Source organism: Gelidibacter algens (assembly GCF_001678675.1).
Lineage (GTDB): Bacteria > Bacteroidota > Bacteroidia > Flavobacteriales > Flavobacteriaceae > Gelidibacter > Gelidibacter algens.
Map to the genome: position 1 here is coordinate 147,388 of NZ_LZRN01000006.1, position 16,024 is coordinate 163,411.

General features: G+C 37.2%; 11 protein-coding genes and 1 pseudogene. 10 read left to right on the plus strand and 2 right to left on the minus strand.

All coding sequences use genetic code 11. The annotated features are described in order from the left end of the window. Positions 1-274 precede the first annotated feature (274 nt). Both A9996_RS04550 and pta read right to left on the minus strand, forming a co-directional pair. Positions 275-1,459, minus strand: a complete 1,185-nt coding sequence (locus A9996_RS04550) for an acetate/propionate family kinase (protein ID WP_066431448.1) — start codon at positions 1,457-1,459, stop codon at positions 275-277. 15 nt (positions 1,460-1,474) lie between these two features. Then, positions 1,475-3,582, minus strand: a pseudogene (gene pta, locus A9996_RS04555) (phosphate acetyltransferase). A gap of 500 nt (positions 3,583-4,082) precedes the next feature. On the opposite strand from pta, the gene A9996_RS04560 reads away from it, so the two are divergent. The 10 genes from A9996_RS04560 (at position 4,083) to A9996_RS04600 (ending at position 15,964) form a co-directional block, all read left to right on the plus strand. Continuing rightward, positions 4,083-9,560 (plus strand): CHAT domain-containing protein, encoded by a 5,478-nt coding sequence (locus A9996_RS04560; RefSeq protein WP_066431451.1) that lies wholly within the window; start codon positions 4,083-4,085, stop codon positions 9,558-9,560. Positions 9,561-10,260: 700 nt separating this feature from the next. Beyond that, a complete protein-coding gene (locus tag A9996_RS20200; protein ID WP_066431457.1) occupies positions 10,261-10,482 on the plus strand; it encodes a hypothetical protein in 222 nt (73 codons plus the stop codon). Further along, positions 10,482-10,730: a Riean_0653 family protein gene (locus A9996_RS21115; protein WP_487246416.1), complete on the plus strand. Its 249-nt coding sequence runs from the start codon at positions 10,482-10,484 to the stop codon at positions 10,728-10,730. Before A9996_RS20200 ends, A9996_RS21115 begins: the two co-directional genes overlap by 1 nt. Positions 10,731-10,791: 61 nt before the next feature. After that, complete coding sequence (locus tag A9996_RS04570; RefSeq protein WP_066431459.1) at positions 10,792-11,337, plus strand: Riean_0653 family protein; 546 nt, start codon at positions 10,792-10,794, stop codon at positions 11,335-11,337. Between the two features lie 46 nt (positions 11,338-11,383). Continuing rightward, positions 11,384-11,641, plus strand: a complete 258-nt coding sequence (locus A9996_RS04575; protein WP_146608915.1) for a hypothetical protein — start codon at positions 11,384-11,386, stop codon at positions 11,639-11,641. 52 nt (positions 11,642-11,693) lie between these two features. Further along, entirely contained in the window at positions 11,694-12,047 is a 354-nt protein-coding gene (locus tag A9996_RS04580; protein ID WP_157487179.1) for a Riean_0653 family protein, read from the plus strand. A gap of 214 nt (positions 12,048-12,261) precedes the next feature. Then, positions 12,262-13,560 carry a lipase family protein gene (locus A9996_RS04585; protein ID WP_146608914.1) on the plus strand — a complete coding sequence of 433 codons (1,299 nt, stop codon included), beginning with the start codon at positions 12,262-12,264 and terminating at the stop codon, positions 13,558-13,560. A 17-nt stretch (positions 13,561-13,577) separates the two neighbouring features. Next, entirely contained in the window at positions 13,578-14,105 is a 528-nt protein-coding gene (locus A9996_RS04590) for a hypothetical protein (RefSeq protein WP_066431477.1), read from the plus strand. 325 nt (positions 14,106-14,430) lie between these two features. After that, positions 14,431-15,606 (plus strand): RHS repeat domain-containing protein, encoded by a 1,176-nt coding sequence (locus tag A9996_RS04595; RefSeq protein ID WP_262510701.1) that lies wholly within the window; start codon positions 14,431-14,433, stop codon positions 15,604-15,606. 1 nt (position 15,607) lies between these two features. After that, complete coding sequence (locus A9996_RS04600; RefSeq protein ID WP_066431483.1) at positions 15,608-15,964, plus strand: hypothetical protein; 357 nt, start codon at positions 15,608-15,610, stop codon at positions 15,962-15,964. Positions 15,965-16,024: the final 60 nt, after the last annotated feature.

Consider the following 16,024-nt stretch of genomic DNA (forward strand, 5'->3'; position numbering starts at 1 on the left):
TTTGTCTTACGGTCGGCAAATATACACTTTCTATTAAAACATCATAAATAAATAGTAAAAAAATTACGGTTTAAATTGCATGTTTCCTGCATACAAAAAAAATTAATTATCAAAACTCTTAATTACTAATTACTTAAGTCTGCAGTTTTGACCTAGATGTTTTAATGAACTTCTTCAGAATTTGTTAAAATCGTTTTTTACAGTGCAAAATTTATGGGATTATATAGTAACAAACACAGCACTGCGCTAAAAATATCCTTAAAATAAGAAGGTATTAACTCACCAACTCAAAAGCTTGTTTCGCAATCTCCAGTTCCTCGTTGGTAGGAATGACCAGTATTTTGACCTTGGAGGACGTGGTGTTGATTTCCCGCAGCTCGTTTGATTTCATTTCATTTCTAGTCTTGTCCAATTCAATTCCGAAGACATTCAAATCTTCACAAACTAGTTTTCTGATATTGCTTGAATTTTCTCCAATTCCCGCAGTAAACACAATTGCATCCAATCCGTTCATTACCGCCACATACGCACCAATGTATTTTTTAACACGATAGGCGTTCATGGTTAAGGCGAGGATGCAGTTTCTATCTCCTTTTTCAGCATTGGCTTCAATGTCCCTTAAATCCATACGTCCTGTAAGGCCTAACATCCCACTCTCTTTGGTGAGCATAGTGTTCACCTCATCCAATGTGAAGTTCAAATTATTGACCAAATGGAAAATAATAGCGTGATCTATGTCGCCGCTTCTCGTTCCCATAATCAAGCCATTGGAAGGTGTAAATCCTAAACTGGTGTCTATACTCCTACCATCCACAACTGCGGCCATGCTGCAACCATTTCCCAAATGAATCGTAATGATTTTGGATGCTTGCAATTTTAAATGTGTAATTGCCTTTTCAGAAACATACTGGTGGCTGGTACCGTGAAATCCATACACCTGAATACCATGGTCTTCATATAGCGTATTGGGAATAGCGTATTTTTTTGCTTTTTCTGGAATAGTTTGATGAAAAGCAGTGTCAAAAACTGCAATTTGTTTGGCCCGTGCAAAAAATTCTTCAGCAACCAAAATACCCTCAAGATTACCAGGGTTATGCAATGGTGCCAAAGCAGCATATTCTTGAATTTTTGTCTTTACCTCCGTTGTGATTAAAGTGGTATTGGAGAATGAATTTCCACCGTGTACTACGCGATGTCCAACCACCTCAATTTCGTCGGTATTGGCGATAACGCCCTGATCCGCATCAAGCAACACATCCACAATTTTGTGCAAGCCTTGCTTATGGCTCCTTATAACCTCTACCTTTTGAAGGTTGACGTTTTTTGTTTTATAGTTTAATATGGCATCTTCATGGCCAATACGCTCTACTAGTCCGCTACAGATCAATGTTTCGGAAGGCATATCCATTAACTGAAATTTTATGGAAGAGCTTCCGGAATTGATTATTAATATCTTCATAGGAATGATTATAATTTAGATGCCTTGTGCCTGAATTGCCGTAACAATTACGGTATTATAAATATCGTCTTCGGTGCAGCCGCGACTCAAATCGTTGACCGGTTTATTTAAGCCTTGTATTATCGGTCCGATGGCTAAGGCTTTTGTTTCTCGTTGTACTGCTTTATAGGTGTTGTTTCCTGTGTTAAGATCAGGAAAAATGAAGACGTTGGCCTGTCCTGCAACTTCAGAATTTGGAAGCTTTAATTTGCCTACCTTGACGTCAACCGCTGCATCATATTGAATAGGCCCTTCCACTTTTAAATCAGGTCTTTTTTCCTTTACAATTTTTGTGGCTTCCCTTACGCGTTCCACATCTTCTCCTACCCCTGAAGTACCCGAAGAATAAGATAGCATCGCAATTTTTGGCTCAATGCCAAAAACCAAGCTGGTACCTGCAGATGAAATGGCAATATCTGCCAATTGCATTGAGGTAGGATTAGGATTGATTGCACAATCGCCATACACAGAAACGCGATCATCCAAACACATAAAAAATACGGAGGAAACAATAGGAGCTTCTGGTTTGGTTTTTATAAATTGAAGCGCAGGAAGGATGGTGTGCTGTGTGGTATGCACGGCTCCAGAAACCATACCATCAGCATCACCTTTATAAACCATCATGGTTCCAAAATAGGATACATCTTCCATCAAATCTTTAGCCATCGCAAGATTGACGTTTTTGTGTTTCCGAAGTTCAAACAATGTTTCTGCATAACTTTCAAAATACACAGACTCAATAGGATTGATGATGTTGACCTTGTTCAAGTCCAAGCCAATATCCAAAATTGTTACTTTTTCTTCAATTGCAATTCTATCCCCTAGCAGGGTAATGAAAACCACATCCAAATCAACGAGTCGCTTTGTGGCTCTTAAAATGCGCTCATCCAGTCCCTCGGGTAACACAATATGTTTCTTGTTTGATTTTGCTTTTTGGAATAAATTGTACTGGAACATTCTAGGTGTAATGCCTTTTGATTTGAAGGTAATGAGACGTTCTACCAAAGCTTCCACATTGACATATTTTTCAAATTCTTTGATGGAAGTGGTTATCTTTTCAGTGTTTTCAGCATATATCTGCGATTTAATATTCCCAAGGCTATTCGTAACCGAAAATGTTCCTCCGTTCACCAAAATAATCGGAACAACATCTGAAAGCCCTTCAATGAGTTTGAGAATTGAATCTTCTGGCATGATCCCTCCAGTAAGTACTATACCAGATATGGACGGATAGTTGTGTGAAATATTGGCCTGCAGAGCACCTAAAATAATGTCCGCCCTGTCCCCTGGTGTAATGACCAAGGCATTTTCTTTTAAATGAATCAGATAATTACGCAGTTGCATTGCTCCCACACTAAAGTTGCCCGCTTGATTGTTAATAAAAGCTTCACCAAAAAGTATCTTTGCGTCTAAGGTGTCTACAATTTCCTTAATGGACGGGTTTGCCAAACTGTAATTCAACGGAATTGCGTTTACGATCACATCAGACGGCAAGTATTTTTCCAATTCAGAAACTACCAATGTCAGGTTCTGTGGTTCTATTTTATTGGCGATTACGGACAGAATCTCAACTCCTTTGTCTCTAAAGGAATCAAAAGCCATTTGTAAATTTCCCACAAGTTCATCCAATGTTTTACCAACTCCGCCTCCAATAATAATAGCAGGCACACCCAAGTTTTTGGCGATCAACACATTAATATCAAACTCCATGATAGAACCTTCGCCAATAAAACTGGTACCTTCTACTAAGACAAAATCGAAACGCTCTTCAAGGGCTTTATACTTATCAATGATCCTACCTATGATCTCATCGTCCTTGTCTTCATTTTTTTCCGGATAACCTCACTTCGCGTATATGCATAAGCATCTTCAAAAGTGATATCCAAATTGAAATATGTTGACACGGTATTGATATGGTTGTCTATTTTTCCAGGTTCAAAATTATCAATGATAGGTCTGAAATAACCTACTTTGGCAGCCTTCCCCAATAGGGATTGCATCAATCCTAGAGAAATAATAGACTTACCGATGTTGGGTTCGGTGGTGGCAATGTAAATGCCTTTATTGGTTGTTTTTTTTGACATAATGCTCTACTAATGTAGTTGCAGTGGGTTAATTTCCCAGCTAGTGTGCAACGAATATTTATAAATTCTTTTCAAATCAGACGTCTATTTTTTATCCTGAGAGAGGATCCATCCAGATCAGTGAGATTTTTCAACAAAAATAGCGATTTCGTTCCGTAAAGCCAAGGCGGGCCCATATGACTTTCGTCATAGTTCATCAGCGCTTTTTTCGAACGTTATGGTCAATTATTTTCAATTTTTAAGTGACAATGTTTTACGGAATATCTGTTTCTGGTTGCTTCCCCAGTTGACATAAAAATTCAAAAAGTGTCAAATAAAAAACTTTTTTCCATAGTGAAATACTAAATAATCATCTTGTAGTCAGTATTTTAAAGTTAAATTCAGTAATTTAACGGGACGTTTTGTGTCCGTTTAAATTATAGGATTTGAGTCTTGAAATCTCGAATTTATATCTTTTAATAAGACAGAACTATTTTTTAAACCAACCTAATACCAATATTATGGAACCGATCAAAAAACTTGTGGTTTATGGCAAAAAAGAAACCGACGAAGAAGGCGTTGTTGTTTATAATTTACAAGCCAGCAATAGGGATGTTTCCAATCAACACGAAATAGAATTAGCGGAAAATGACAAGTTGTTGGAATTGGTTCTTGATGATGGCACAACTTGGATGTGTGATGCCTCAACCATGCATGAGGTTTTTCCGGAGCTCGATCCGGCATTAAAACCTCCCGGTAGCCGTGATATGCAGCCCGAAATTTTTGTATTGCCTGAATCTGTGGAAGCACCGGCAACAGAACGGGGAATTGTTGGTAAAATTGCGGTAAAGCTTTTAAAAGTATTTGCAAAGAAGGCCATTGGCAAAGGTGTGGTAGATCTTTCAAAAAAATTGGAAGACAAACATTTGCAAAATGAAATTGACAGCGCCGTGATCCCTAAAAACTTTTTGGCTACGGGTGCAGGGTTGTTCACCGTTGACAAGGATTTTAAATTCGGGACTTTTGACGGAAAACCTTCCAACAATCCGTTTTTTCTTTTTATCCATGGCACCAATTCAGATACCTTCGGGGCATTTTGTGATTTAAAGGCTTCCCCAGCTTGGAATACGCTACATCAACTTTTCGGACAAAACGTACTCGCTTTTCAGCACAGAACGCTTACCGAAAGCCCTTTGCTGAACGTTGTGAAACTTGCCCAAATGCTTCCCGATAATTCTGTCGTGCATATGCTTACCCATTCCAGGGGCGGCATTGTTGGAGATATTCTCAATAAATACAGTAATAACAATGACGAATCTTCCATCGGGTTTAATAGCGACCACATTGCATTGTTGGAAAAAGAAGGTGATCGGGAAGAAGACATTGAGAATATAGAGGCGCTCAACAAAATTTTTAAGGATAAAAAAATAACCGTCGCCAAATTTATCAGGGTAGGCTGCCCGGCTGCAGGAACCAAGCTGGCTTCAAAACGGTTGGACCATATCCTGAACGTATTTTTTAATTTGATAACCCTAGTAGGTGGCGCATTTGGTGATATTTTAAAAGAACTGCTTTCCGCAGCCGTTGAGAGCAAGGATGATGTTAATGTACTTCCTGGCTTGGAGGCCCAAAGGCCAGAATCGCCCTTTATAAAAATATTAAACGACCCATCTCCGGAAACCGCTATTAACGGCAAACCATTAGCTGTAATTTCAGGAAACGGGAGAGTAAGTTTTTCGGGACAGGGGCTTTTTGTAATCCTCGGAAAGTTGTTCTACTGGCAACGTAATGATTTGGTTGTAAATACAGATTCTATGTATTTGGGTGCAAAGCGCAAGGATAATATCCAATATTTCTTTGATCAAGGCACTGAAGTCAACCACGTGAAATACTTCGAAAATGATAAAACTAGGGAAGCGATAGAGTTGGTGCTAAAGACAGCGGAAGGTGAACTCATTCCGGGGTTTAAATGTATAGCACAATATGAAATTCCTGGAAGCGATAGGGCTCTTATAGAATCTGGTGAATTGTACCCTTCCACGTCCCCACCTTCAGGCACAAAACCGATTGTGGTGTTGTTGCCCGGAATTATGGGTTCCAATCTCACACAAAAAGACAAGGAAATTTGGCTCCATTATGGCCGTATTCTTACCGGTGGTTTGATTAAGCTTGGGTATTCCAATGTGAACAAGGTTGTTGCTGATTCTGTGGTGAAGACCTCGTATTACAAACTTTATAAATGGTTGTCGGGCAAATATGATGTGGTAGTCTATCCTTTTGACTGGAGAAAACCACTTCCCGAATGTGCGAGTGAATTCAATACAAAAATTAAAAGTTTGCTTAAAGTAGGGCAGCCCATAAAGATTATTGGGCATTCCATGGGCGGGCTATTGGCTCGAGATTTTATTCTTAATCACGATAATACCTGGCAAGATTTAAAGGCTTCAAAAGGCTTTAGAATGCTTTTTCTTGGGTCGCCACTTGGGGGTTCGTTTAGAATTCCTTCAGTGTTATTTGGGGAGGATGCCATCATCAAAAAGTTAAGCAAACTGGATCTCTTCCATACTAAAGAAAATTTGCTTAAAATGTTCTCGCAATTTCCTGGTATTTTGGCCTTGTTACCATTATCGACAGACCCCAAAAATGATTTCGCGAAAATGGAAACATGGGAAAATATGCGGAAGTATTTTGGAAAATCTGACTGGCCTTTACCCCTTCAATCTGATCTTGACTATTTTAAAAATTACCGGGACAATATATTAACTAAAAGAGATGAAATAGATTATTCTAGTATGGTATACATTGCCGGAAAGGATAAAATGACCCCTTGTGGTTATTATCTCGATGAAATTCCTCCAAAAAAACAGCTGTATTTCCTATATACCAGTGAAGGTGATCAAAGTGTAACTTGGGAGTCTGGTATTCCCAAACAGCTAATTGAAGCCAATGCCGTTTATTACTCTCGAGTAACCCACGGCGCCCTGGCCAATGAACCGGATCTTTTTAATGCCATAGATGAAATACTTGTTAGCGGACAAACCAAACTGCTCCGCAATACAAAACCTTTATTAAGAGGAGAAGAAAAAATATTCAGGGCAGAACCAGATATCGATTTTGATCTTTCCCAAAGCGGATTGGAAAAAACTATTTTTGGTCTTGGCAATGACAATGAACCTGTTGGAAGTCAAATACCAGTTACAGTTACCGTTAGTAATGGCGATTTGCGCTACGCGTCATATCCGATTATGGCAGGGCATTTTTTGAACGACGGCGTGCTCTATGCAGAAAAGTCCGTAGACAATTACCTTAACGGCAGCCTTACTTCAAAACACAGATTGGGGCTTTATCCTGGCGACATTGGCACCAATGCCATATTTGGCAGTGCCAAGGATAGCGACTTTGAAGGCGCCATTATAGTAGGGCTTGGGGAACAGGATCAGCTGACCTCTTTTCAACTTTCAAAATCTGTGGAACAAGGGGTGTTAAACTATCTGCTGAGCATCCGTGGCAAGGATATTCCCAAAAAAGGCATCGGCGTTTCCTCCTTAACAATAGCCTCAGCATATGGAGGCCTTACGGTTGCAGGTTCCCTAAAAGCCATTATTGAAGGGGTAAACCGTGCCAATGACAAAGTAAAAATGTTATCCGATGAAGGCTACAGAACCGTCCAAAATATCGAAATTATTGAACTTTATGCTGACAGAGCCCTAAACTGTATGTATGCGCTCAACAAAATAGCTAATAAGGAAAATTCAACCTACAACATCATTATCGGCAACAAACGAATCAAAAATCTATTGGGTATCCAGAAAAGAACACCATTGGATAATGCAGAGGGTTGGTGGAACAGGATCACCATTAAGTACAAAGAGGCCAACGAGCAAACTGGTGCTCCATCAAGTATGGTGTTTGGTTCCTCCACTGGCGATTCCAGAGAAGAAGAAAACGAGCTCTACAGCAGTACGCCGTTGATAGATTTGTTTATATCGGAAGTTTCGAGCAGCAACCAATGGTCGGCCTGCACTGCAAAAACCCTATTCGAATTATTGATCCCCAATAATTTAAAAGAGAAATTGAAACGAAAAGGGAATATCTCTTGGATACTCGATGGCAAAACGGCATCCTACCCTTGGGAACTTCTACAAGACAACACGACCAATGCCAAACCACTTTGTATTAATGCAGGGATGATACGGCAGTTGTCCACCAAAGACTACAGGATAAATATCAAACGTGTTGCCGAAAAAGGGGCACTGGTAATAGCTGATCCTATATTAGATGGCTTTATTTCTCAATTGCCAGGTGCCAAAGAAGAAGGAATGATGGTCAAGGAGACTTTGGAAAATGTAGGTTACCCTACAACATCTCTCATAGGGACAGGCGCAGAAAGTATTATCAAGAATTTTTTCTGCAATGATTATACAATTATACATTTGGCGGGACACGGAGTTTTTAACCCAAAATTTCCAAAAAATTCAGGCATGGTTATCGGGAAGGAGCTATTCCTTACGGTATTTGAGATTCAACAGATGCCTGTGGTACCCGAACTTGTTTTTGTAAATTGCTGTCATCTTGGGTATAGTAATTCAGAGGATGAACGGTTTTATCGCGAACGCTACAAACTGGCGGCAAACATTGGTACCCAATTAATAAGCATCGGTGTGAAAGCCGTAATTGCTGCCGGCTGGGCCGTTAATGATGCTGCAGCATTAGACTTTGCCCAAGTTTTTTATAGCAGTATGTTCTCAGGAGATAATTTTGGAGATGCCGTAAAAAATGCCCGCAATTACATATATGAAAAACATCCTGGCAATAATACGTGGGGAGCCTATCAATGTTATGGAGATCCGTACTTTAAACTGAAAGGTATCTCGGGAGGAAAAGGTTCTTGGTCGCCAAGTTATATCGTTCCACAGGAAGCCGAGATCGATTTGGATAACCTATTAAATCAATTGCAAATGGCCACAAGTGCAGATAAGGATCATTTGGCAGAATTGAACACTATAATGAAGGCAGTGGAACGAGATGTTTTTAAAACTCCGCAAATTATAGAGAGAGTAGCCAAAATTTATCAGGAACTTGCTATGTATCTGGAAGCCACGGAAAACTATGAAGAGCTGCTAAAAATGGAAAATGCAGAGTTCTCCTTCTCTTGTATGGAAAAATATTGCAACACAAGAGCAAAACTGTACATCAGGGATATTTTCGAAAATGAAAAAACCAAGTCAACTTCCAAAAAAGAGGCCTACACAAAAACAGAACGTGTAATCAGTGATCTTTCTGTATTACTTTTTGCTGGAGAGACGGCTGAACGTCACAATCTTATGGGAAGCGCGTATAAACGACTAGCCATGTTGGCTCCGGATTCTAAAAAACGGAGCGATGCTTACAAATCTTCGATTTCCCACTATGAGAGAGCCTATAAGCACGATTTTAATTCAAACAAAATTTATTCTCTTTCCAATGCCATTGAGCTCGCTTGCTTGTTGGTCTTCAATGGCGCTATTAAAGATGGCGGTGAGTTTACGGTAGATAAGAAAAAATATAAATTAAGATCTATTTCAGAAGCGCAACAACTACTTGATGAACATCAAAATAAATTAAAGGAAAAATCTGAGTCCGAAGACCTTAATTATTGGGATTTGATTGCCTTTTTAAATATTGATCTCTGTCTTCTTTTGATTATTGAAGATGGAAAAATTGAAACAAAGTGGGATGAGGTCATTCAAAATTTCAAAAAAGTTTGGCAAAAGGCTGGCTCTGTAGCCAAAAAAACGGCAGAGTTGGAGCATCTTGATTTTTTAATCCTATCGCTTAATATAGAGGCTGATTTAGATGGTGAGGGTTATAAGCCGAGCAAAGATTTGGAAGCTCGAATCAGCGAATTGAGGACTGCGCTGAGCGGGATGAGGAAAAAATTGAAGTCCCAGACGGCTGTAAAAGAAAAACCAAAAACCACAGCAGCTAAAACAAAATCAAAACCGAAGCCTAAAAAATAGATGAAATAGATACGTATTTAATAGATAGTTCTAAAAACTCTTAGAGACCGACAACTATACGAGAATTCCGGTAGGAAAAGGAACACCCCATTGTACACCTATAGTCGATTTTAAATACTCTGAACTGATAACTTATAAAGTAAAAAAAACACTGATAATTATACGATTAACAGTGTTTTAGTTTGACAGATTACTAGGTTCGTCAGGGTGGCAGGACTAATTAAAAAGTCATAACACCCTGTATATCAAAATTTTAAAACACTATTAACTGTAGATGTTCACCTGATTGTACACTAAAGTCAAAAAGAACGATTTAAAAACAAATTTTATTTGTCTTAGGTTTTGTAAAGATACAATTTGTATTAAAAGTTCATAAATAAAAAAAAACATTTAAAGATTTATTTTAGATTTACACAAGATTATATACATAAGTAATTGATAACCATATATTTGGTTTAAAATATAATAATTTCGAGTGTCATTTCCTTAGTTGTATAATGGAATGGTAAGAATTTCATCAAATGGTTTCAAAATTACAACGGTTCCAATACTACGGATCATATTGATAAACCTATCCAATCCTCATATAAACAGGAACATAATGTTAATTGCGGTAAAACCGTAACTATATAAATATGAAATTCAATAACTTTAAAAAATAATAAAAACCAAATCTCATGAAAAACTATTTCTATTTACAATGCCGTTGTTATGCTTGTTTGTCATAACATTCGCAAGCTGCAACAATCATGACGATGATCCAACTGACCCTATAAGCCAATTGCCTCCAATGGCACAAACAGGGGAAAGCTCTTTTGGATTTCTTTTAAATGGCAAAGCAGTAGTAGTTACTAATAGTTCTCAGATGGCGGCAATATATCAAGGCGGTTTATTCAGTTCGTTGCAGGAGGCACCTTTTTAATCCGAGAAGATCCATTAGTAGAGAATAATAACTATAGTCTCATTGGCAAGGCAAGAAATGGTGAAGATGTTGAGCAGGGATCATGTTATTATGATTTTGATAATTCATATGAAGGATATGTAAATTTTTCTAAAATAGAACGAGATAATTTTATTGTTTCAGGGACATTTGAATTTTCAACGTTTACTGATAATTGTGAAACGATTAGAATAACCAACGGACGTTTTGATATGAAATATATACCATAGCTCAATCTTTTTACCAAATCATTTATTTTTAACTTTAATAAACATTAAAAAACCACATCTCATGAAAAAACTATTTCTATTTATAATCCCATTGTTATGCTTGTTTGTTTTAACCTTCACAAGCTGCAACAATGATGATGATGATGCTCCAACTGACCCAATTGACCAATTGCCGCCAATGACCCAAACAGGGGAAAATACTTTTGGGTGTTTGGTTAACGGAAAGCTTTTCGTTGTTACGAATAATACTAAACAAGTTGCTGTTTATCAAGGTGGAGGATTATCAATTGGTGGGGAGAAAGATTTGAACGGTTTTTTCTCAGAAGTGAGTATGTTTATAAGCGAAACATCAATTGGAGAGATGATTATTGAAAATGAAAATTATATTTTGAATAATAATAGTTTAATGAAGGGGCAATATTATAATGATGAAGAGAATTGTTTCTATTTTACAAATCAATCTCATACAGGGTTTTTAAAGATAACGAAATTAGATAAAATAAATTTTATTGTTTCAGGTTCATTTGAATTTCAATCTGTATCGGAAGATTGTACGGATTCAATAAAAATTACTGATGGACGATTCGACCTCAAATATATTTCTTAACAAGTAAACACTTAGTAAAATCTAACATTAATTAATTATTGTAACTATGAAATTAAATTTACTATCACTGTTTTTCTTTTGCTCAATTTTAATGGGGTTTTCGCAAAATTCAAATTATTACGACCGTATGGAGCATGTCTTTGGTAACATAGATAAAGCCAAAGTCACTACCGGATATCTTAAAGAATTTGGTGTGCGCTTCAATGAAGTTGAGGATTATAATGGCGTTATAAAGTCTAGTAATCTTTGGATAAAACACAATGGCAATCACTTTACAATGATGTTAATTATGGTAAAACCATAACTATATATAAAAAATCAATAAATTGAAGAAATAAATAAAAAAACCAAATCTCATGAAAAAACTATTTCTATTTACAATGCCATTGTTATGCTTGTTTGTTTTAACCTTCACAAGCTGCAACAATGATGACGATGCTCCAACTGACCCAATTGGCCAATTACCGCCAATGACACAAACAGGAGAAAACACTTTTGGGTGTTTGATAAATGGAGAGCCCTTAATTGTTAGCAATACAATTGAGTTAACTGCAATATATCAGGGTGGCGTTTTACAACTGGGTGGGGGTTTCGAAAATAATATAACAGATAAAGATATAACTATAAATATAGAGGAACCTTTAAACATAAATGTTCCTTATGACTTAACAAACTATCCTGTCTATATCGCAAAATTTACGAAAAATTAGATAATAACGTTAATTGCAATTACGATTTTGAAAATACATTTGAGGGTTTTATTTACTTTATCCAAATTCGATCAAGTTAATTTTATAGTTTCGGGGACATTCGAATTCTCAACAACTACCGAAGGATGTGACACTATAAGGATTACCAATGGTCGATTCGATCTAAAATATATACCATAAAAGCATATTATAGTTAACCTAAAATCTAAATTTTATGAAGAATCAATTACTTTCATTATTACTTGTTCTATTTTCTTTTTCAGTAATTTTTTCGCAAACCTCAGATTATTACAATCGCATGTCCCATATTTTCGGGAATATAGATAAAGCTAAAGTCACTACTGGGTATCTTAAAGAATTTGGAGTGCGCTTCAATGAAATTGAGGCTTATAATGGCGTTATAAACTCTAATAATCTTGTTGATAAAACACAATGGCAATCACTTTATAATTCACTCTACTCTATGCGTGTCGGAGATGCAGCGGCTTCTATGCTGGCTCCTGCTACTGTTTTTAGTACTCTAAAACCACAAACAAGAAGTATTACTGTTGATGTGTTATTTGCAGCGCAATATTATACCTACCAACAATATAAAAGTAATGCCGTAAGCAATGGCGATGTTACTATTAATAATGACCATATCTCTGATGTGGCTGGTCGTAATCCTTATGATACCAAAACTATTTTTGGAGTTTCACCGTTAATAAGCGAATTGCAAGGCGACACCTTTTCATTTGAATTACCGAGTGCATTGGTTTATACAAACACAAATTTACCATTGAGCCAAATACAAGTGGATTTTGATGATGGGTACGGTTATCAAACGGTTTCATTAAATACTGTTAAAAATGTTAGCTATACATCAGGAGGTGAAAAGGAACTCAAGGTAAAGTTTGTTTATAGTGGAGGCCCTACGCTGTACAGCCATTCCAAAATATACGTAAATTATATACCACCAACAGGTCAAGCAAGGTTTGATAAAACGGGCGCAACAACCCATTTTATTACAGGTGCAGTTTACCAAGGAGCAACCGCTTCAGGATTAATTACTGTTGAAACCGCTGACACAGATGGAATTTTTGATAAACCTTTAATTGTGATAGAAGGATTTGACCCAGAGAACAGTTTTGATTACGATGATTTAATAAATGAAGATGGAGCAGGTGGTATTGATATTAGAATTAGTAGTGCTGGTCAACCCTTACTTACTTTAAATCAAGCAATTGAAAACGAGGGCTATGATCTTGTATTCGTCAACTTTGTCAATAGTACAGATTATATACAGCGCAACGCTTATATGGTAGAAGCCGTTATAGCTTGGGTAAATGCCCGAAAGGCACTCAATGCAAGCACAGAGAAAAACGTGGTCTTGGGTATGAGCATGGGAGGATTGGTAGCACGCTATGCTTTAAGGCACATGGAAACAGACGGAGACCCAAACACTAATCACGACACCAAGCTCTACATTAGCCATGATGCGCCACACCAGGTCACCAAGCTCAGTATTACATAAATTTAAAATTGTGGTAAATGAAATTAGTTTGCTTAAACAGAAGTAGTTTTATTTTATTGGCTTTAATTCTAAGGCAGTTAGGACTTTCAGTATTCCGTAGTGGTCCAAATACGGAAAATGTATACTTATTTCTAAAAAAGAATTATGGATGTTACAATTTGTTGAAAGAAAAATTGAGTCATACCATAAATAAATATGACTTGGAAATAAATTGGCGTGGAGAAATTGAAAAAAAACGTCCAACTGGAATGGTTAATTTATTTATAAGTAAATCATGTTTTTATGAGTCAGATTTTAACCATATTATCAAAATATATCTTTCTGGCTGCGAAATAATTGAATCAGGCAAAATCGAACAGAATGACAGGTGGATTATCTTAGGCCACGAAGCAATGATATTATCAAACGATTTGATCGATTTTAAACTTTCAAAGAGAGAAAGGAAAATCGTCAACCTTGTTGAACATTTTGCACAGAACGAAATGGTTCATGATAAGTATTACACAATTGAAGAAGCTTTATCAATTTTAGATTTATCTATTTAGACTAAAAAAATAATTACAAAGTCAATGTGAAAAACAAAACACCAATAATAATATTTTCATAAATTATAGGAGTTGAGATGCCTATTCCGTTCCCGCAATATGGCGTTCTGAACAGCTTACCAGCACGAGTGAGCAATACTTATATTTGCACCGTGATTATTTGGGCAGTATTATAGGCATTACCGATAAAGATGGCACTTTTAAAGAAAAGCGGCATTTTGATGCGTGGGAGGGCCGAGCGTAAAGAAAAGCCAAGGGTTTGGCTTTTTAGCGAAGAAGCCAGCTGGCGTACTGGCAAAAGTTAACAGATGGCAACAACTTTGCGCTGACCAAATTTGGAGTCTTTGATAGAGGCTATACAGGTCACGAACATTTATTGGGTGTTGGACTGGTGCACATGAACGGACGTTTGTACGAACCTGTAGTGCATCGGTTTTTGATGCCGGATAATTTTGTTCAGGATCCATACAATACACAGTCTTATAATAGGTATGGGTATGTATTGAATAATCCATTATTATATTCCGACCCAAGCGGTGAAATTATTCCATTATTAATAATTGGCGCGGCATTGGTGGGCGCATATATTGGTGGAGCACAAGCGAATGGAACTTGGAACCCCCTTAAATGGGATTACAAGAGTAGCGGTACATGGATTGGTATTGTCGGTGGGGCTGCAATAGGTGTGGTTTCTGCAGGAATTGGAATTGCTGTCACGGCCGCAATCACTCCCGCATTGGCTAGTTTAGGTATTACCGGGGGCATTTTGGGTGGTGCTATTACGGGTATTGCTACTGGTACGGCTGCCGGTGCTTTTTCAGGTGGCTTTAGTAGTATTCTTCCAGGCGGGAGTGGTAATTTTTGGGATGGAGTAGTTAGAGGTGCTGTTATGGGCGCTATTACTGGAGGCATTTTAGGTGCATCTATTGGAGGTCTTATGACACCGAAGGGACATAACGTTTGGACTGGTGTTGCACCTCGCGCAGCCGTTGCGCCTGTAAGTACCATGCAAGCAACTGGAGTATCAACAATAGATGATGCGGCAAGTATAAAAACCGAAGTTCTAACCTCAAAAATCGCCAGTCCAGCTCCATCCACTAACCCTTCAGTGGCGCCAGCTGCAACTACACCAATAAAAGACGGTATGGGTATTGTGGAAGTTAATATTAGACCTGTGCAAAACCCACTTGATTTAGTTGGCTCTCAGGGTTTAAAACCCGTTGGCTCCTACTTGTTAGAATTTGAAGGAATGGGTAATACAAATATGTTCTATGCAGGAAAAGGACCATATAGCCGGATGTTACAATCTATTAATAGAATAGAAAATACATTTGGCGATAAAATAATTAATAGTACTTTTATTCCAGCTAATACAGCAAAAGATGCATTTATTCAAGAGCATATTTTTATGATGCAATTTGGGGGACCGAAGAGTTTTAATCCTTTCTCGCCCACTTATAATTTAATATTTTCACCTGGAAAAAAATTAGGAGGATTTTAATATGACAACAGACATTATAGACGGATTTAAATTTCAGAATGATTTAGACGGTTCAAAAAAATTAATAATCGAATCTTCAAGATTAGACGATTGCATAAAATATATTTTGGATGGAAATACAAAATCTATTACAATCAATTGTTTTCAAGGTTATTCGTTAGATAACATAGAATTTTTAAAAGAAATATCAGAGGTTATAGATGGATTACATTTACCAGAAACCAAATTTGACATTAAAATTATTAACAGCCTTCATAATCTAAAGTTTTTGGGATTTGCTGACAACAAAAAGGATACTATAAATCTTCCAATTTTCCAAAAATTGAAATTTTGGCAACCAATTATTCTAATAGATTAATTGGATTAGAAACTTGTACAACATTAAACAATTTAACATTGACAGGATTTAACTCTAAAT